Here is an 18,534-nt window from a genome sequence, read left to right as displayed (position 1 = left end):
TCAGCTCGACAGGCGCAGCGCAACCGATCGGGCATGGGCGGGCAGGCCCTCCGCCTCGGCCAGCGCGACGGCGGCCGGGCCGATCGCCGCAAGGCCGGCCGGGCCGAGCGAGAGGAAACTGGTCCGCTTCATGAAATCCAGCACGGAAAGGCCGCTGGAAAACCGCGCGCGCCGGCCGGTTGGCAGCACGTGATTCGGCCCGGCGACATAATCGCCCACCGCCTCTGGCGTATGGCGGCCAAGGAACACGGAACCGGCATGGCGGACCTGCGCAAACAGGGCGTCCGCATCGTCACAAGCCAGCTCCAGATGTTCCGGGGCCAGCCGGTCGACCAGCGGGATCGCATCGGCCAGCGACGGGACCAGGATGATCGCCCCGTTGGCGTCCCATGCGGCGCGCGCCACGCGGGCGGTCGACAGCGTGTCGATCTGACGATCCACAGCGGCGGCGACCTTATCGGCAAAGCCGGCGTCATCGGTGAACAGGATCGACTGGCTGGTCGGATCATGTTCCGACTGGCTGAGCAGATCGGCGGCGGTCCATTCGGGGTCGTTCCGGCCATCGGCAACGACGACGATCTCGCTGGGCCCGGCCACCATGTCGATGCCGACTACGCCGTATACCTGGCGCTTTGCCTCTGCGACCCAGGCATTGCCCGGGCCGGTGATGACATCGACCGGCCGGATGCGATCCGTGCCATAGGCAAGGGCGGCGACCGCCTGTGCCCCGCCGATCCGCCAGACCTCGTCCACGCCGCCCAGCGCAGCCGCGGCCAGCACCAGCGGGTTCGCTTCGCCGCCGGGCGTCGGCGTCACCATGACCAGCCGGTCGACGCCCGCGACCTTGGCCGGGACGGTGTTCATCAGGACGGAGGACGGATAGGCCGCCCGGCCGCCCGGTACATACACGCCAGCCGCCGAAACCGCGCTCCATCGCGCACCGGTGCGGATGCCGTTCGGCTCTTCCGTTACGCTGTCCTGCGGCCGCTGCTTTTCATGATAGGCGGCGATGCGATCGCGGGCGAGTTCCAGCGCCTGCCGAAGGCCCGGTTCCAGTCCGTTCAGCGCCTCGACACACGCCTCGCGCGGGATGCGCCAGCCGGTGCGATCCAGGTCGTGCCGGTCGAAATCGACGGTCAGTGTGCGGACCGCATCGTCCCCCTGCGCACGAACGCGGGCGATAATCGCAGCGACATCGCGCGACACGTCGCTATCCGCTTCGCGCCGGGCATTGACCAGGGCATCGAACGCATCGGCAAAGCCGGCATCGCTGGTATCCAGCCGGATCATGCCGCGCGGCTTTCGCTGACCACCCGGCGGAACGCATCGATCAGGGGAACGACGCGCGGGTTCGTCTTGAACGCGGCGCGATTGACGATCAGGCGGCTCGACACTTCGGCAATCACTTCAACCTCGACCAGTCCGTTCTCGCGCAAGGTGCGGCCCGATGACACCAGGTCGACGATGCGCGGTGCCAGACCCAGCTTGGGTGCCAGCTCCATCGCGCCATTCAGCTTCACACATTCGGCCTGAACGCCGCGCGCCTCGAAATGCCGGCGGGTCGCACCGGGATATTTGGTCGCCACGCGCACATGGCTCCACCCGCGCGGATCATCGGTCGCGGCCAGATCGGCTGGCTCTGCGATCGACAGGCGGCAATGGCCGATGCCAAGGTCGACGGGCGCGTACAGTTCCGAATAATCGAATTCCATCAGCACGTCCGAACCGACGATGCCCAGTTGCGCGGCCCCATGCGCGACAAAGGTGGCGACGTCGAACGCCCGCACCCGGATCAGGTCGATGGCAGGATCGCTGGTGGCAAAGCGCAATGCCCGGCTGCCATCGTCGCTGAACGCAGCTTCCGGTTCGATGCCGACCGCGCGCAGCACGGGCAGGGCCTCGTCCAGAATGCGCCCCTTGGGCACGGCGATGATCAATGGCTGGGTCATTGGCTGCGGCGCTTTATCTGGGGTATGGCTGGCGCGCAACAAGGGGCTTGGAAACGCTGGGATGACAAGCGGCGATGGTGGCGAATTCCAGCGGCAGGCCGCGATCTGCCGCACGATGCAATCGCCCTTTACCGCATCGGTGCTGGAGGCGGGCGCGCGGATGCTGTCCCGGGGGCCGCGAACGGCACAGATGATCGCCGATTGGCCGGGCAGCCGAAGCGAGGCGGCGGTTGCGCTGCGCTTTTCAGCGGCCATGCACGCGCTTGCCCGCAGGCGGGCCAATCCGGCGCTGGTTGCGCTCTATCACGCACTGGACGGCGATTTCGATGCCGTGATCGGGGCGACGCTGGCGGCGCATGACGATTGGGTGGCACAATGGATGCAATCCCCGCCCCAGACGAACGAAGTGTATCGCGCAGGGCCGATCATGGCCGCGCTGTTGTGTGCAGTAGCGCGGTTTTCGGTGCCGTTCGAGCTGCTGGAACTGGGATCGAGCGCTGGCCTCAACCTCAATCTGCACCGCTTTGCCTATGATCTGGGCGGCGTTCGCGCCGGCAATGCGCTCAGCCTGCTTCGCATTGCGCCGTCATGGCGCGGGCCGCCGCCACCGGCCGCCCCAGTGCAGGTGACACAGACGCGCGGGGTGGATCGCGACCCGCTCGATCCGCTGAACGAGGGGACCAAGGAGCGGCTGCGCGCCTATTGCTGGCCCGATCAGACGGAACGGATGGCCCGGCTGGAGGCGGCGCTGGCGATGGCTGCCGTGCATCCGCCGCGCATCGACCGGGGCGATGCCGCCGACTGGCTTGAGGCGCAGCTTGCCCTGCCGCAGGCCGAAGGGACCGGCCGGGCGGTGTTTCATTCCATCGTCCTGCAATATCTGGACGCGGCGGGCCGGGATCGGGTGGCGCGGGCAATGGCCGCGGCCGGGCGGGCGGCAACGGCTGCGCGCCCGCTGGCCTGGATCAGTTTCGAATGGGACGAGGGGCGATCCTGTGTGGAAATCGCCCTGACATTGTGGCCGGATGGAACGCGGCGGGTGCTGGGGACCAGCCATGCCCATGGCGCGTGGGTCGACTGGACCGGCTGAACGCTGCTCAGGCGCTGGCCAGCCAGCCCCGGATGGCGGTGTTGACGGCGGCAGGCGCCTCCCACGGCACGAAATGGCCCGCCTGTTCGATCCGCGCGATGCTGAGCTGCGGAACCAGTGCGTCCAGACCGTCCAGCTGACAGGGCAGCAGCGCGCTGTCCTTCATGCCCCAGATGACCAGGGTCGGCATGGCGATCGGGGGGAACGGGCCGTCCAGCCAGGCGGGGCGCGTGGGCGCCTCGCCGATTGCCGGCACCTGGATCGCGCTGGCCCGATACCAGTTCAGCATGGCGGTGATCGCGCCCGGTTGCGACCATTCGTCGAGATAGGCCGGCTTTTCCCCGACCAGCAGCGCGGGGTCGGCGTGCCGGGCAAAGCTGGTGTCGAAAAAGGCGGACAGGCCAATCGCGTCCAAATGCGCCTCGATCCCCGGATTGCGGAACGCAGTGATGTACTGGCTGGCGGCGCGCTGGTCCGCATCGTCGAACAATGTCCGCTGAAAGATCAGCGGGTGCGGCGCGTTGGCGATGATCAGCCGTTCGATCCGGTCGGCATGGCGCAGCGCGGCCATCCAGGCGATGGCGCCGCCCCAGTCATGCCCCACCAGGGTGAACCGGCCGATGCCCAGATGATCGGCCAGCGCGATCAGGTCGGCAACGGGATGTTCCGGCGCATAGGCCGCGACGTCCGCCGGCTTGTCCGATCGGGCATAGCCGCGCTGATCGGGCGCGACGACGAAATGGTCGCGGGCAAACTCGGCCATCTGATGCCGCCAGGTGCGGTGCGATTCGGGAAAGCCGTGCAGAAAGATCATGGCGGGGGCGGCAGGATCGCCCGCCGTCCACACATCCAGTGCAACGCCGGTGGCAAGCGCGATCCGGTGCTGCCCCGTGCTCACGGATAGCTGACCGTCTTGGGCACTTCGGGGATGGGGATATATTCCTTGTCATCGCCGGGTACGGTCGGAAACTCGCCGGCCTTCCACGCGCGCTTGGCCTCGTTGATCCGGTCGCGGCTCGATGAGACGAAGTTCCACCAGACATGGCGTTCGGTGCGAAAGGCCTCGCCGCCCGCCAGCATCACGCGGCCGCCGCGGCTGCTGGTCAGCGTGGCGGCGATGCCGGGGCGCAGCACGTACAGCAGTTGCGGCTCCAGCGTCATGCCGTCCAGCGTCGCATCGCCCATCGCCACATAGATGCAGCGTTCGTCCGCATCGGCATCGATCGGCACGCTCGCCCCCGCGCCCAGCAGGATGTCGGCATAGATGGTGCCGGCATGGGTCGTGGTCGGCGCGGTCCGGCCCCACAGCGTGCCCATGATGATGCGCGCCCGCACGCCCGAATCCTCCAGCACCGGCAATTCGGCCCGCGGCACATGCTGGAACGCGGGATCCGTCTCCTCCAGATGATCGGGCAGGGCGAGCCAGGTCTGGATGCCGGACAGCTCCGGTCCATGCGCGCGTTCCGCGCCGGGCGAGCGTTCGGAATGGACGATGCCGCGCCCCGCCGTCATCAGGTTGACCGCACCCGGCTCGATCGTGGCAAAGGTGCCGAGCGAATCGCGATGGTCGATCGCCCCGCCGAACAGATAGGTGACGGTCGACAGGTTGATATGCGGATGCGGCCGCACGTCGATCCCCTCGCCCTTGGGCAGGCGGGCGGGGCCCATCTGGTCGAAAAAGATGAACGGGCCGACCATCGTCCGCGGACGGGAGGGCAGGGTGCGATGCACCTTGAACCCGCCAAGGTCATGGCTGGTCGGGCGGATGACCTGATGAATCAGGCTGTCGGCAGCCGAATCGGCTCCGAAATCGGTCCAGTCGCTCATCGGATATCTCTCTTCTGGCGCGGAATCGCGGGTCGGGGATCAGAATAGCGCGAGGCGGGGCGCAAGTCGCCCCATTTGCCAGACGGTCAGTTCGGCCCGGCGGGCGAGCCCGCTTGCGCCAGCACCGTCATTCGCTGATCCAGCCGGTTCAGGATCGCACGGCGTTCATCGTCGCCGGCGTCGCGCCAGGCGGCGATTTCCTGACCGGTCCGGCCGCAGCCAAGGCACCAGCCGGTTGCCGGATCAAGGCGGCAAATGCCCGTGCAGGGGCTCATCACCCCCTCTGGCGCCACATAGTCCGCAAAGTCATCGTCCGCTTGCATGGCAGGCGCTCCGGCTCAGCGGCCGAGCGTGACCTCAAGAAACGCGGGGAATGGGCCGTTCCAGCCATCGTCCGGGCCGTCATCGGCGGCGGCGCGGTGATCGCGCCGTTCCGGGCGCGGGGCTGGTTCCTGCCGGCGCGGTGCCGCAGGACGCGGTGCACGCTCTGCCCGTTCTGGCCGCTCTGCCGGTTCCGGAGCCGCTGCCTTTGCCGGTGCATCCGACCCCTTGCCGCGCGATCGGCGACGGCGTGGGGCGTCGCCCTCGGCCGGCTTGTCCGCCTCGCCGCTGGCGGGCGCATCGGCGATCGTTGCCGGCGTCCGGTCGAGCCGCGGGATCTGCTGGCCCGTCAGCTTTTCGATATTGGCGATGTTTTCCGCATCCTCCGCCGTGACGAAGGTATAGGCGGTGCCCTTTGCGCCCGCCCGGCCGGTGCGGCCGATGCGGTGGACATAATCGTCCGGATGCCAGGGCGCATCGAAATTGAACACGTGGCTCACGCCCTTGACGTCCAGACCGCGGGCCGCGACGTCGCTGGCGACCAGAATGTTGATCTCGCCCGCCTTGAACCGGTCCAGTTCGGCGATTCGCGAAGATTGATCCATGTCGCCATGGATTTCCCCGGATCGAAACCCGTGCCGCTTCAGGCTCTTGTTCAGTTCGCGGACGGTCGTCTTGCGATTGCAGAACACGATGCCCGTCTGCACATCCTCCGACTGGAGCAGGCCGCGCAGCACGTCGCGCTTCTTCATCGCGCTGGTCTGCACGATATATTGCGTGATGTTCGTGTTGGTCGTCGCCGGGCGAGCGACCTCGATCGTCTTGGGATTCGACAGGAACTTGTCCGCCAGCTTCTTGATCGGCGGCGGCATCGTTGCCGAAAACAGCAGCGTCTGGCGATTGACCGGCAGCTTGGAACAGATCGTTTCGATGTCCGGGATGAAGCCCATGTCGAGCATCCGGTCCGCCTCGTCGATGACGAGCATGGAACAGCCGGTCAGCAGGATCTTGCCGCGTTCGAACAGGTCCATCAGGCGACCCGGCGTGGCGATCAGCACATCGACGCCGCGCTCCAGCGCCTTGACCTGATCGCCCATCTGAACGCCGCCGATCAGCAGGGCCATCGAAAGCTTGTGGTTCTTGCCGTATTTCTCGAAGTTTTCCGCCACCTGAGCGGCAAGCTCACGTGTCGGTTCAAGGATCAGGCTGCGCGGCATCAGCGCGCGGGTGCGGCCCTGCGCCAGAATGTCGATCATCGGCAGCACGAAACTGGCGGTCTTGCCCGTGCCCGTCTGCGCGATCGCGATCAGGTCGCGCATCATCAGCACGGACGGAATGGCCTGTGCCTGGATCGGCGTCGGCTCGCTGTAGCCGGCCGTGGACACCGCCTTCAAAAGTTCATCGGAGAGGCCGAGATCGGCAAAGCTCATGCAAATGTCCGGAAAATGGGCACGCCGAATGGTCGCGCCGCCGCATCGGCGCTCGCGGATTTATGCCCGAATGTCAAGCGTTGAGGGTGTTTGGCGGCTATTGCGCCGGAACCAGGGCATGAAAGGAATTGATCTGGCACTGCCCGCCGGAGCGGGAACGCACCCAATCGCGCTCCGCACAGATTTTGCCGTCGCTTGCCGGTTTCAGATAGACGCCGGAATAAAAATTGAGCGCCGGGCAATCGCTGCCCAGCCGCGCCCGCACCCGTTTGCCGCCGCTCATCACCAGGTCGACACTGTCCGGACGCGTGATCGTGGCAGCGGCAATCTCTCCCAGCGGCAGACAGCGGCCCGCGCGCTTTTCCACCCAGGTGATCGGCGGCGGGGCGGGCGCGCGGGAGGATGCCGGGCTGACACTGGCGGCCAATGCGGTGGTGTTCGGCACCCGGATGACGATTCGCTGGATGCTCATGGTGGTCGTGACGACGCGGCGCTGGCCCTGAACAGGCGGATCAGGCGGCGCACCGGGCAGCAGGGCGCCCGTCACCGCGATCATCAGCCATGTAAACGGGTTCGAGATCGTCATACCTCAGGAACTATAGAGCGGGGGTTTTGAACTGCCGATGAACTGGCCGCAAGGGCGAAAGCCATGCTAGGGGTTTTGACGTATGGCTATGAACGCGCGACCGGCATCGGCGGAAATCGCCGCCCCGACCCCGGCACAGGCGGCGTTGCTGGAAGTGCTGGCAACGCGGCTGCCACCGCAGGCGATCATCACCGACCCTTCGACCATCGACCCCTGGCTGCATGACTGGCGCGGCCGGTATGACGGCATCGCACCGGCGATCCTGTCGCCGGCCACGACGGCGGAAGTGGCGATGATCGTGCGCGCCGCTGCCGATCACGGCGTCGCGCTGGTGCCGCAGGGGGGCAATACATCCATGGTCGGGGGCGCCACGCCGCCGCCGGACGGATCGGCGCTGATCCTGTCGTTGCGCCGGATGCGGGCCATCCGGTCGCTGGATGCGGAAACGGGCCTGGCCGTGGCAGAGGCTGGCGTGATCCTGGCTGACCTGCATGATGCCGCCGCCGCCGCCGGGCGGCGCTTCCCTCTGACGCTGGGCGCGCGGGGCAGCGCGACGATCGGCGGCCTTGTGTCCACCAATGCCGGTGGCACGCAGGTGCTGCGATTCGGCACGATGCGTGCGCTGACCGCGGGGGTTGAGGCGGTGCTGCCCGACGGCACGGTGCATGACGGACTGATCCCGCTGAAAAAGGACAATCGCGGCTATGACCTCAATCAGCTGCTGATCGGGGCGGAAGGGACGCTGGGCGTCATCACGGCGGCCTCCCTGCGCCTGGTGCCCGCAATCGCGGCACGGGCGGTCGCCTGGGTCGGGCTGGACAGCCCGGATGCGGCGCTGAAGCTGCTGCGTGCGTGCGAAGCGCGGGGGCAGGCGGTGGAGGGGTTCGAGATCATCCCCGGCGATTCGCTCGCGTTGGTGCTGCGGCATATCCCGGGCACGCGGTCGCCGGTCGCCGGGACGCACCCCTGGCACGTGCTGATCGAGGCGGTGTCGACCGACCTTGCCGCGCTGCCCGATCCGGCTGCGGCGCTGGAACCGGTGCTGGCCGACGCGCTGTCGGGCGGCCTGATCCACGATGCCATGATCGCGGCGAGCGAGGCACAGGCAGACGCGCTGTGGCGCATCCGCGATTCGCTGTCGGAGGCGGAGCGCGCCGCCGGCCCTGCGGTTCAGCACGACATTTCGGTTCCGGTGCCGGTCATGCCGCGCTTCATGATCGAGGCTGCGGCGGCGGCAGAGGCGCGCTTTCCCGGGACGCACGCCACTGCATTCGGCCATCTGGGCGACGGCAATGTACATTTCCACGTCCGCGCGCCGCACGGTGCGGATCGGGATCGCTGGTATGCCGAGGATGCCCCGGTCATTACGCGGTTCGTGCATGATCTCGTGACTGCGGCGGGTGGGTCGATTTCGGCTGAGCATGGCATCGGCCAGATGAAGATCGCCGAACTGGAGCGGCTGGCCCCCCCGGCGCGACTGGCGGCGATGCGGGCGATCAAGGCGGGGCTTGACCCCGCCGGACTGTTCAATCCGGGGAAACTGGTCAGGCTTGCGGGCGAGGCCCCGGTGCCATAGACGCGCGGGAACGTTGATTCAGGAGATCGGGATGGCCACCGCGCCGCAAAACCAGTCGTTGCCGCTGTTCTATAATGAGCTGACCCCGCTTTCGAGCGAGACCCATGCGGCGTTCAAGCTGCGCCGGTCGCCCGGTGCGCGGTTCATGGTCAATACCCATGCCGTCCCGCTGACGGTCGAGGAATTTCCGCTGGTGCAGCGCAGCCAGCCGATCGTGTTCTCCGTCGGCGACGATCCCGTGCCGCTGGCGCTGTACGGCCTGAACGAGGGCGTGAACCTGTTCTTCGACGAACAGGGTCAGGTGACCGAGCAGGGCCTGTACATCCCGGCCTATGTCCGTCGTTATCCGTTCCTGCTGGCCCGGCTGCGTCCCAATTCCGATGAATTGTCGCTCTGCTTTGATCCGACGACCGACACAATCGGCGCGTTCGACGAGGGCGAGCCGCTGTTCACCGATGGCAAGCCCAGCCAGCTGACCGAGGCTGTGCTGCAGTTCAACGAGCAGTTCGAACAGGCGGGCATGAAGACCAACGCCTTCATGCAGGAGCTGAAGGCGCTCGATCTGCTGATGGACGGCGAGATTTCCATCCAGCCCGAAGGCGCGCCGCAGCCCTTTATCTATCGCGGGTTCAAGATGGTCGATGAGCGCAAGCTTGCTGACCTGCGCGGTGATCAGCTGCGCAAGATGTCGCAGAACGGCATGCTGCCGCTGGTTTACGCGCATCTCTTCTCGCTCGGCCACGCGCAGCAGCTGTTCGAGCGTCAGGCGATCCAGGGCAAGATCCCCGGCGTCGAGTTCACGGCCAATCCGGCGCCTGCCCAGGCCTGACCGCGCTGACACTCTAAACGCGGGCGGCGGATGAGCGATCATCTGCCGCCCATTTGATTCGTGGCCCGTTCGCGACGACCGATGGGAGTGAAAGCGCCGCAAAGCGCGCCGCGCCGCCCCCTTGAACAGCAATACAGCCTTGCCTATGTTGTTCTTGCGCAGCGGTTCCGTGTTCCCCCTTTCGCGGACCTGCGTGGCACGCCTTGGCGTGTCTCCTCCCTGAACCTTGGCCACCTCGTGCATTGCGCGAGGTGGTTTTTTATGTGCCGTCGGGATTATTCGGCGGCCAGCCGCTGCGGCATCACTTCGTCCAGCACGGCATCCAGCATCGCGCGCAGGGCGGCGGTCGTTCGGTCCAGCCCCGGTCCCGGCTGATCCAGCCGGTGATCGAGGTACAGCATCCGGTCCAGTTCGATCTGCACCGCATGGATGCCGGACGTCGGTGCGGCGTGCCGATCCAGCAGATGCCCGCCGGCATAAGGTGCGTTCAGCGCAACGCGCAGCCCAGTCGATCGCGCCGCATCCTCGATTCGCGACACCAGGCGGGGCGCGGCGGAACGACCGAACCTGTCGCCGATCACCAGTTGCGGCGCGCTGCCGGCGGGCAGCAATGGCGGCATGGAATGCAGGTCGATCAGCACGGCGACGCCGAATCGCTGCCGCGCCCGGGCCAGCAGCGTGGCAATCGTGCGGTGATAGGGCCGGTGGTCCTGCTCGATCCGCGCCTCGATCTCTGTCGCCAGCCAGCGGCGGCGCCAGATCGGGCCGCTGCCCACCGCACGGCGCGGTACCAGGCCAAGGCCGCTGCGGACGCGGGGCGACCGGTGCGGCAGGCGCTGGGCAATGCCGGCCTCCTCAATCGACGGATCGCGTTCGTCCTCCCCGCGATTAAGGTCGATCCAGGCGCGGGCGCGGCGGGCGATGACCAGGGTTTCGGCAACCCGCGCGGCCAGCGCCACGGCATCGACGTGCCGGTCCTCCAGTGGCCTCAGCGCCGCCAGCGGCACGCCTAGCGCGGCGCAGAGCGATGGCGGATAATCGCGCCCGGCGTGCGGAACGGACAGCACCAGCGGCGTTTCCGGATCGGCCGGACCGATCAGATCATGGCTATGGGACGATTCGCCGGGCTGCACGGCGCGAATGCTAGCCTGCGGGCTGTCCGCGCGCCAACCCCCCGAAAGAACGCCACGGCAGGGACGGGCTGGAAAATCTTAAGGGCTTGCCGCATAAAATGGGCGAATAGGGCCGCCTGACACCGGAGAAACCATGTACCGTATCCTGCTCGCCGAGGATGATCGCGGCATGCGCGAATATCTGACGCGTGCGCTTGAGCGCTCCGGCTATGCCGTTTCGGCCGTCGATCGGGGGACCGACGCGATCCCGCTGCTGGAAAATGAGCCGTTCGACCTGCTGCTCACCGATATCGTCATGCCCGAAATGGACGGCATCGAACTGGCGCAGCGGGCGGGCGTGATCGCGCCTGACCTGCGGGTCATGTTCATCACCGGCTTTGCCGCCGTGACGCTGAAGGCGGGCAAGGCGCTGCCCAATGCGCGCATCCTGTCCAAGCCGTTTCACCTGCGCGATCTGGTGCTGGAGGTCGACCGGCTGTTCGCGCGGGACGATAGCGGGGCGATTTGATCAAGATGCCGCTTGCCAGCGGCTTGTTCGCTGGCTAAAGCCCGCATCCCGGCGGGCGTGTAGCTCAGTGGTAGAGCACTGTGTTGACATCGCAGGGGTCGCAAGTTCAATCCTTGCCACGCCCACCATGAAAAGCCCCGCTGCCTGACCCAGGCGGCGGGGTTTTTTACGCCGCAGCACCCTCGATCTGCATGGGGTCCAGGCCCCCTTCCATCAGCGCCTTGGCATCGAGCAGCAGCGTGCGGGCCGTCTGTTCGGACCGATCCGCATCGCGCGACAGGATTGCCTCCATCACCTCACGGTGCTGCGCCAGCTTTGCCTCCTCATCCCGGGCGATATTGTCAGTGTAGCGGATGGAAAAGTGCAGTGCCGCCGATACCAGCGGCTTCAGGCGGCAGTAAAAGCTGTTGCCGCTGGCATCGAGGATCGCAAGGTGAAAGGCGATATCGGCGGCCAGCGGATCATCGGCCCCGCGATGGGCAGCCGACATTCGGGCAAAGCCGGCACGGATACGCTCGTGCGCCTCTGCACTGCCCCGGCGGGCTGCCATGGCCGCTGCCAGCGGTTCGATCCCCAGACGGACCATGGTGAACTCGATCAGCAGCGGCAGCGAGAAATTGCGGCGCAGCGTCCAGCGCAGCACATCCGGATCGAACAGGTTCCATTGCGAAGGCTGGGTGACGGACGTGCCCAGCCGGGGCCGGGCGGTGACCAGCCCCTTGGCATTCAGCACCTTGATCGCTTCGCGCAGCACGGACCGGCTGGCGCCGTATCGTACGCCAAGGTCCGCCTCCACCGGCAGCAATTCGCCGGGGGCATGGACACCGGTGACGATGGCGGTGCCCATATCCTCGACAATGGCGCGGGTCCGACGCCCGAGACCAGGCTCAGCAAAATCCAGCGCAGTCTCGATATCAGCGGTCATGTCGCCTGTGTTACGGCGCATGACCGTTGACGGCAAGCGGGCGTCCCGGCCCTATTTTTCGGTCGAGAACGCAAAGATCGTGCGGCTGGCATAGGGCTTGCCCGGGCGCAGGATCGCGTCGGGAAAGCCGGGCTGGTTCGGCGAATCCGGAAAATGCTGGGTTTCAAGCGCAACTGCCGAGCGGAAGCCATAGGCGTTGCCGCCCTTGCCCGTCACGCTGCCGTCCAGGAAATTGCCGGAATAGAACTGGATGCCCGGCTCGTTCGTCGAAATGGTGAGCACGCGGCCGGAACCCGGATCGGCGAGCACCGCGGCCTCGCGCATTCCCGAACCGTTCAGCACCCAGTTATGGTCATACCCCTTGCCGATCGCGATCTGCGGATGCTTGGCCCCGATGTCGCGGCCGATCGGCTTGGCGGTGCGGAAATCGAACGGCGTCCCTTCGACCGGAGCCAGCTCGCCCGTCGGGATCGCCGTCGGGTCGGTGGGCAGATAGCGGTCTGCATTCAGCTTGAGCGTGTGATCCAGCACCGTCTTGGCGTTGACGCCGGCCAGGTTGAAATAGGCGTGCTGGGAAATGTTGAACGGTGTCGCCTTGGTCGTTTCCGCGCCATAATCGACGATCAGGCGATTATCGTCGGTCCAGACATAGGTGACGGTGGCCGTCACCTGACCCGGATATCCCTGATCCCCGTCCGGGCTGACCAGGGTGAAGCGGACGCCCGGGCCATCGGCGGTGTCGACGCGGCGGCCGGACCAGAGCGACTTGTCAAACCCGACCTCGCCGCCATGCAGGTGATTGGGCGCGTTGTTGGTCGCCAGCTGATAGCTTTTGCCGTCCAGCGTGAACCGCCCCTTGGCGATGCGGTTGGCAAAGCGGCCGACGACCGCGCCGAAATAGGGGCTATCGGTCAGATAGGGCGCTGCGGTGTCAAAGCCGAAATTGACATCGGCCAGCTTGCCGTCGCGATCCGGCACGTCCAGCGTCAGGATGGTCGCGCCAAGGTCCATGATGGTCAGGCCAGCGCCGCTTTTGTTGCGCAATTCCCATTTGGTGACGAACCGGCCGTCCGGCAGGTTTTCCATCGCCTTGTCCGTGATGGTGATGCCCGTATCGGCCGGCGTGCTGGCCGCTTCGGTGCCATTGCCCGCATCTCCGCCGCCCGAGCATCCTGCCGCCGTCACGCCAAATGCCATTGCCATCAACAAACCCTTCCGCATCCGTCCTCTCCCTTTCCCGTTTCTGTTGGCGGGCCAGCGTGGATCGGTGTTCCACCCGGCGGTTCGCATGCTCTTCAGACGCGCACAAGTATAAATGATTGCGCTAACAATCCTAGAATTCAAATGGCTCGGCGCTGCGCCGTTCGCCGAGCAGAAACGCGTCGGCAACCAGCTTTATGGGCGAAAGATCGACATCGCTTGCGCCCGTGTGCACCAGTTCCGCAAAGCGGCGATACAGGCGGCGATATTCATGATCGGGGGCGTGCTGTTCCGCCCCATCGCCGATCCTGAGCACCGACCCGCCCATCGACAGGGTCAGGTCGCCAGCATCGGTGGTGACCATCATGTCCCAGCTTTGCGGCCCCGTCTGCAGAAAATCGAAATCGGCATCGACTGGCGTGTCGCCTGAACGAAGGGCAAGCCGGGCGGCGATCGGGGCAAAGCGATTGGCGGGGAAATACAGCCGGGCCGCCTCGACCCGCACAGGCTGCGGCAGGATGCGGGTCAGGATCGACAGGGCGTTGATGCCGGGATCGAATACGCCAAGACCACCCGGCTCCAGGATCCAGTCCTGTCCCGGGTGCCACACCCGGATATCCTCTTTCCAGCGGATGGAGACGCGGTGGATCGCCTTGTCCGCCAGCCATTCACGGGCAGTGGCGACGCCAGCCGCCTCGCGCGAATGCCATGTGGCGAACAGGGTAACGCCGCGCCGGTCGGCTTCCTCGGCCAGCAGCTCGACCTCGCGCACCGTGGCGCCGGGCGGCTTTTCGATCATCAGATGCTTGCCCGCCGCCAACGCCAGCATCGCCTGATCGAACCGGCCCTGGGGCGGCGTGCACAGGGATACCGCATCCAGATCCGGTTCGCCCTCCAGCATCGCCTGAAGCGTGGGATAGCGGATCAGCGGATCGCCGGCCGGCATGCTGCGGCTGGCAGCGGCGCGCAGGCTGATTTCCGGGATATCGGCAATCGACGGCAAATGCTGATCGCGTGCGATCTTGCCGATCCCGACCAGACCGATGCGCAGCGGGGAAGCGGTCGTCCCGACAGACTGGCGTGCGTCAACCATCGGATCAGACCTTCAGCCGCTTGAGCACCGGGGACAGGACGCTGGCCATGACGTCATAGCCCGCATCGGTCGGGTGGACGCCATCGTCCGCCATGCCCGGTTTCATGCCCCCATCCGGCCCGGCAAGGGCGGGGTGGTAATCGACATAGGTCGCCTTCTGCTCGGCGGCGAACTGACGAAGCCAACGATTATGGGCAGCGATGGGCCCCAGCACGTCGAGGCCCGGTCGCCATGGAAATGCCGATGCAGGCGGGATGGATGCCAGGATCAAGCCGATGTCGTTCGCTTTGGCAATCGCGGCCATGGCGCGGAAATTATTGTGCGTGTCCTCTGCCGACATCGGGCCGGTGTTGCCGGCAATGTCGTTGGTGCCGGCCATCAGATGCACATAGCGCGGCTTCAGGTTGACCACATCCTGCTGAAACCGGGCGAGCATCTGCGGTGTCGTCTGGCCGCCGATGCCGCGCCCGATGCGTCCGGCCGAGAAAAAGGCGGGTCGCTTGCCGCGCCATCCTTCCGTGATCGAATCGCCCATGAACACGATGCCCACGGGCTTTCCGGCGGCCAGCACCTCGGCATTTTCGGCGCGATAGCGGAACAGGTGGGGATAATCCTCTCGCATCAAACGCTGCCAGCGCGCGTCCCAGCTTTCGCCGGGCACCGTATCGCGCACCTGCGCTGCGCCAGCAACGCCGGTCAGCGGCAGCGCAGCCGCCAGTCCCAGCAGGTGCCGACGCGCAATGGGCATGCCGCGTCCGGTGCCGACCTGATTCATCATCCCTCCCAACTAGCAATGCCGGACCGCGCAAGGGCGCCGTCCTTTTGTCTGATAATATCCCGCAGCGATCTAGCCCAGCCCGCCCCGCTTTAGCAATCGCCGATGATCGCGGTTGCCGATCACCCCGTCTGTCGAACCAGCCGGTCCTGCAGCCATGCGGAATAGGGGCGGGCCGATGCGATCGCCGCCTCTACGCCCAGCCGGTGTGCCTGCTGTGCCGCCTGGCGTTCCGCATCGGGCGTGCCGAGCAGCCTGCCATTGGCCCCCGGCGTCATGCCAATGCCGAGCAGGAGTTGCAGCCATAGGTCGCGCGGAACGCTGTCCTCCTCGAAATAGGGCAGGCGGGCACGGCGGGTGAACTCGCCCAGGGTGCGCGCAAGGCTTTCCGACCGGTCAAGCGTCCCCACCCGCGTCCAGAAGGGGCCGGCGGGCAGGCCGGGCAGCGCGTAATGGGCGGCGACATAATCGCGCACCCGGTCGGCCAGCATCCCGGCGCGCCGGTTATATTCCGCCCGTTCCTGAGGGATGATGTCCCGGCCGGGCAGCAATTCGGCCAGCAGGTCGATCTGGCCCATCGCCAGATGCAGGTTGGTCCAGCCCAGTGGCTCGAGCGACGCGGCCGCATCGCCAAGCGCCACCAGATTGAACTGAAACGGGTCGTTCAGCCGCCCGGGACGGACGGGGACGATCGGGCCGGGCTCTGCGCCCGTGGTGCGCGCAAGCGCGGCCGCAGCGGCGTCGTCCGTCGTCGCCGCACTGGCATAGCCAAGCATCAGATGCGTGCGATCGCGCCCCGGCGAAACCGAAATCCACCCCTCCGGCACGGCGACCCAGTCATCGACGGGCGCCGTCATCGGCTGGGCCGGGCGGGCGGGCAGCATCAACCGGTCGCAGCCAAGCTGGCTGGTCCAGTCCTGGCGCTGATCGGCCTGTGCCAGCGCGAACAGCCGGGCGCCGGGTCCGGTGCAATCGAGGTAGAGGTCCGCCGCCACCTCCTCGCCATTGGCCAGTCGGACCGAGCGGATCATGCCCGCCGGATCGCGGTCGAGCGCGACCGGTTCGCCGGGGCCCCCCGTCACGCCCGCCCCTTGCGCAGCACTCATCAGCAGGCGCACATAGGCCCCGGGATCGATGCGCAGCGCATAATCAAGGTCGCTGAGCGGCGAGGCGGGATCGTCGGACGGTTCAGCAAAGCGGCCCAGTGCCGCCAACGCCGCCGCCGGACCCGCCGGCCGGTCCATCTCCGCGCTTGCCCCTGCCCGGCCGGATCCCTGCCCGACGAATCCGCCGATCAGGGCGGGATTGGGTGCAGCGCCATGGCCGGTGAACCAGGGGTCGTTGGGCCCCCAGCCGCGATACCGGCAGGCAAGCCGGTGCGTCGCCCCTGTCCGGGTAAGCAGCATATCCTCGTCCAGCCCGACCCGTTCAAAGAATCGGGCCAGCATCGGCAGGCCGGTATGCGCCATGTCGGCGATCGCGCCTTGCGGTTCGCGCGGGACGATCACCCGGATCTGGGCGCCGGGCAGCGTGCGCGCCAGCACAAGCGCGGCCGACAGCGCCACCGGGCCGCCGCCGAAAATGGCGATGCGTGCCAGCGCAGGCCGCGATGCTGCACCCGCTACCGTCATGCCGCGGCCAGCCGCTCCGCCTCTTTTTCCAGATAGGCGCGATGCCCCGGCATCCGCGCGACCGTCGCCTCGATTTCCCGTTCCAGCCCGCCCAGCGCGGCCTTCAGACCGGCAGCGGGGGGCAGGTCGGCACGGGGGTCATAGGCGTCGGGCACAATGCCCTGGCCCAGATAGACCGCGATCCAGCTCGGCTCGAAAAACAACCCCTCGCCATATTTGCTGACGCGGCCGGCCCGGCGCCACAGGTCCAGCTTGTCGGCCAGACTGTCGGGCAGCGCCATGGTGCGCACATGGTTCCAGAAATCGGAATCGGTGCGGCGCGTGGCGTTGTAATGCAGGATCAGGAAATCCCGGATGCGGTCATATTCCATGTCGACCAGCCGGTTGAACTCGGCGCGGTCGGCATCGTGCATGCCATCGGCCGGGAACAGGTCGATCAGGCGCGTGATCGCCATCTGCACCAGATAAATGCTGGTCGATTCCAGCGGCTCCAGAAAGCCGGAGGCAAGGCCGATGGCAACCACATTCCCGACCCAGCTTTCGCGCCGCCGCCCGGCCCGAAAGCGCAGGATGCGGGGATCGGCCAGCGGCTTGCCCTCCACCGCGCCCAGGATCGCGGCGCACGCCTCATCCTCCGACACATGGCTGGACGAAAAGACATAGCCATTGCCGACCCGGTGCTGCAGCGGAATGCGCCAGCGCCACCCGGCGGGCATGGCGACGGCGCGGGTATAAGGTTCGATTTCGCCCGGCGGCGAGGTGCAGGGCAGGGCGGCGGCACGATCGCAGGGTAGCCAGCCGCTCCAGTCCTCCCACGCTGCGCCCATGGTTTCGCCCAGCAACAGGCTGCGGAAACCGGAACAGTCGACAAACAGATCGCCCTCGATGACCGACCCGTTGTCCAGGCGGAGTGCCGCGACATCGCCGCTGTCGCCATGGCGGATCACCTCCACCACCTTTGCCTCGGTCCGCACGACGCCGCGCGTCACCGCATAGTCGCGCAGGAACGGGCCAAAGCGGGTGGCATCGAACTGATAGGCATAGCCATAGGTCGACGCGATGCTGCCATCGCTCAGATCGGGGATCGCGAAGCGGCGTGCCTCTGCCATGCGGACACCCATGGAATAGGTGCCGATCGGCGCATTCGCGCCCGCTGCCTGCGCGCGGAGCCAGAAATGGTGAAAGCCGACCCCGGCCAGATCCTGACCATAGGTGCCGAAGGGGTGGATATAGCGTTCGCCGATCGCGCCGAAATCCTGAAAATCGATGCCCAGTTTGAACGTGGCGTTGGTGGCGGCCATGAACGCGGCCTCGTCAATGCCAAGGCCGGTCACGAATTCGCGGACGTGCGGCAACGTCGCCTCGCCAACCCCGACGATCCCGATTTCGGCCGATTCGATCAGGTGCACATCGGCAATGCCGTCGAGATGGCGGATGAGCGCCGCCGCCGTCATCCACCCCGCCGTTCCGCCGCCCAGCACCACCACCCGGGTGCGCGGGATCATGCCGCCGTCAACGCCTGTCATGGTGCCGTTGTGGCAAGTTTCTGACCGCGCGGCCAGAGGGCATGACTGTCCCCGGCGGCACCCGCTGGAACACCAGCCTGTTGCAGACAATCGGGCGGTAGCGGCTTGCGGGTGCGCGCGGGGACCGGCATGACC

18 protein-coding genes and 1 tRNA gene are annotated in these 18,534 nt (G+C 67.0%); 5 read left to right on the top strand and 14 right to left on the bottom strand.

The window, feature by feature from the left end; all coding sequences use genetic code 11:
• Both hisD and hisG read right to left on the bottom strand, forming a co-directional pair.
• Positions 1 to 1,290 carry a histidinol dehydrogenase gene (hisD, locus tag NYR55_RS06635; RefSeq protein WP_260020413.1) on the bottom strand — a complete coding sequence of 430 codons (1,290 nt, stop codon included), beginning with the start codon at positions 1,288 to 1,290 and terminating at the stop codon, positions 1 to 3.
• Complete coding sequence (gene hisG / locus NYR55_RS06630; RefSeq protein ID WP_260020412.1) at positions 1,287 to 1,949, bottom strand: ATP phosphoribosyltransferase; 663 nt, start codon at positions 1,947 to 1,949, stop codon at positions 1,287 to 1,289. The genes hisD and hisG overlap by 4 nt, the downstream gene beginning before the upstream one ends.
• A 61-nt stretch (positions 1,950 to 2,010) precedes the next feature.
• Between hisG and NYR55_RS06625 the strand changes: the two genes are divergently transcribed.
• The gene (locus NYR55_RS06625) at positions 2,011 to 3,039 is read left to right on the top strand and encodes a DUF2332 family protein (RefSeq protein WP_260020411.1); all 1,029 of its coding nucleotides are present in this window, start codon (positions 2,011 to 2,013) and stop codon (positions 3,037 to 3,039) included.
• A gap of 7 nt (positions 3,040 to 3,046) precedes the next feature.
• On the opposite strand, the gene NYR55_RS06620 is transcribed toward NYR55_RS06625, so the two are convergent.
• From NYR55_RS06620 to NYR55_RS06600, 5 genes are all read right to left on the bottom strand, one after another.
• Entirely contained in the window at positions 3,047 to 3,937 is an 891-nt protein-coding gene (locus NYR55_RS06620; protein ID WP_260020410.1) for an alpha/beta hydrolase, read from the bottom strand.
• Positions 3,934 to 4,866 (bottom strand): pirin family protein, encoded by a 933-nt coding sequence (locus NYR55_RS06615; protein WP_260020409.1) that lies wholly within the window; start codon positions 4,864 to 4,866, stop codon positions 3,934 to 3,936. The genes NYR55_RS06620 and NYR55_RS06615 overlap by 4 nt, the downstream gene beginning before the upstream one ends.
• Before the next feature lie 86 nt (positions 4,867 to 4,952).
• Positions 4,953 to 5,189 (bottom strand): DUF1289 domain-containing protein, encoded by a 237-nt coding sequence (locus NYR55_RS06610; protein ID WP_260020408.1) that lies wholly within the window; start codon positions 5,187 to 5,189, stop codon positions 4,953 to 4,955.
• 15 nt (positions 5,190 to 5,204) lie between these two features.
• The gene (locus tag NYR55_RS06605) at positions 5,205 to 6,617 is read right to left on the bottom strand and encodes a DEAD/DEAH box helicase (protein ID WP_260020407.1); all 1,413 of its coding nucleotides are present in this window, start codon (positions 6,615 to 6,617) and stop codon (positions 5,205 to 5,207) included.
• A gap of 97 nt (positions 6,618 to 6,714) precedes the next feature.
• Entirely contained in the window at positions 6,715 to 7,203 is a 489-nt protein-coding gene (locus NYR55_RS06600) for a hypothetical protein (protein WP_260020406.1), read from the bottom strand.
• An 88-nt stretch (positions 7,204 to 7,291) separates the two neighbouring features.
• On the opposite strand from NYR55_RS06600, the gene NYR55_RS06595 reads away from it, so the two are divergent.
• Positions 7,292 to 8,779 carry an FAD-binding oxidoreductase gene (locus NYR55_RS06595; protein WP_260020405.1) on the top strand — a complete coding sequence of 496 codons (1,488 nt, stop codon included), beginning with the start codon at positions 7,292 to 7,294 and terminating at the stop codon, positions 8,777 to 8,779.
• A gap of 31 nt (positions 8,780 to 8,810) precedes the next feature.
• Positions 8,811 to 9,608, top strand: a complete 798-nt coding sequence (locus NYR55_RS06590) for a SapC family protein (protein WP_260020404.1) — start codon at positions 8,811 to 8,813, stop codon at positions 9,606 to 9,608.
• Positions 9,609 to 9,883: 275 nt separating this feature from the next.
• On the opposite strand, the gene NYR55_RS06585 is transcribed toward NYR55_RS06590, so the two are convergent.
• The gene (locus NYR55_RS06585) at positions 9,884 to 10,741 is read right to left on the bottom strand and encodes an N-formylglutamate amidohydrolase (RefSeq protein WP_260020403.1); all 858 of its coding nucleotides are present in this window, start codon (positions 10,739 to 10,741) and stop codon (positions 9,884 to 9,886) included.
• A 133-nt stretch (positions 10,742 to 10,874) separates the two neighbouring features.
• On the opposite strand from NYR55_RS06585, the gene NYR55_RS06580 reads away from it, so the two are divergent.
• Complete coding sequence (locus NYR55_RS06580; RefSeq protein WP_260020402.1) at positions 10,875 to 11,249, top strand: response regulator; 375 nt, start codon at positions 10,875 to 10,877, stop codon at positions 11,247 to 11,249.
• 53 nt (positions 11,250 to 11,302) lie between these two features.
• Positions 11,303 to 11,377: transfer RNA gene (locus NYR55_RS06575), tRNA-Val, on the top strand.
• Between the two features lie 38 nt (positions 11,378 to 11,415).
• Here the strand turns inward: NYR55_RS06575 and NYR55_RS06570 are convergent.
• The 6 genes from NYR55_RS06570 to NYR55_RS06545 form a co-directional block, all read right to left on the bottom strand.
• Positions 11,416 to 12,174: a FadR/GntR family transcriptional regulator gene (locus tag NYR55_RS06570; protein WP_260020401.1), complete on the bottom strand. Its 759-nt coding sequence runs from the start codon at positions 12,172 to 12,174 to the stop codon at positions 11,416 to 11,418.
• Positions 12,175 to 12,225: 51 nt separating this feature from the next.
• Positions 12,226 to 13,377 carry an aldose epimerase family protein gene (locus NYR55_RS06565; RefSeq protein WP_260020400.1) on the bottom strand — a complete coding sequence of 384 codons (1,152 nt, stop codon included), beginning with the start codon at positions 13,375 to 13,377 and terminating at the stop codon, positions 12,226 to 12,228.
• Between the two features lie 130 nt (positions 13,378 to 13,507).
• Positions 13,508 to 14,467 (bottom strand): Gfo/Idh/MocA family oxidoreductase, encoded by a 960-nt coding sequence (locus NYR55_RS06560; protein WP_260020399.1) that lies wholly within the window; start codon positions 14,465 to 14,467, stop codon positions 13,508 to 13,510.
• 4 nt (positions 14,468 to 14,471) lie between these two features.
• Positions 14,472 to 15,245 carry a GDSL-type esterase/lipase family protein gene (locus NYR55_RS06555; RefSeq protein WP_260020398.1) on the bottom strand — a complete coding sequence of 258 codons (774 nt, stop codon included), beginning with the start codon at positions 15,243 to 15,245 and terminating at the stop codon, positions 14,472 to 14,474.
• 119 nt (positions 15,246 to 15,364) lie between these two features.
• Positions 15,365 to 16,873, bottom strand: a complete 1,509-nt coding sequence (locus NYR55_RS06550) for a tryptophan 7-halogenase (RefSeq protein WP_260020397.1) — start codon at positions 16,871 to 16,873, stop codon at positions 15,365 to 15,367.
• Positions 16,870 to 18,399 carry a tryptophan halogenase family protein gene (locus tag NYR55_RS06545; RefSeq protein WP_260020396.1) on the bottom strand — a complete coding sequence of 510 codons (1,530 nt, stop codon included), beginning with the start codon at positions 18,397 to 18,399 and terminating at the stop codon, positions 16,870 to 16,872. The genes NYR55_RS06550 and NYR55_RS06545 overlap by 4 nt, the downstream gene beginning before the upstream one ends.
• Positions 18,400 to 18,534 lie beyond the last annotated feature (135 nt).

Source organism: Sphingomonas sp. BGYR3, assembly GCF_025153455.1.
Taxonomy (GTDB): Bacteria; Pseudomonadota; Alphaproteobacteria; order Sphingomonadales; family Sphingomonadaceae; genus Sphingomonas.
This window is presented reverse-complemented; position numbering and strand designations above follow the sequence as displayed.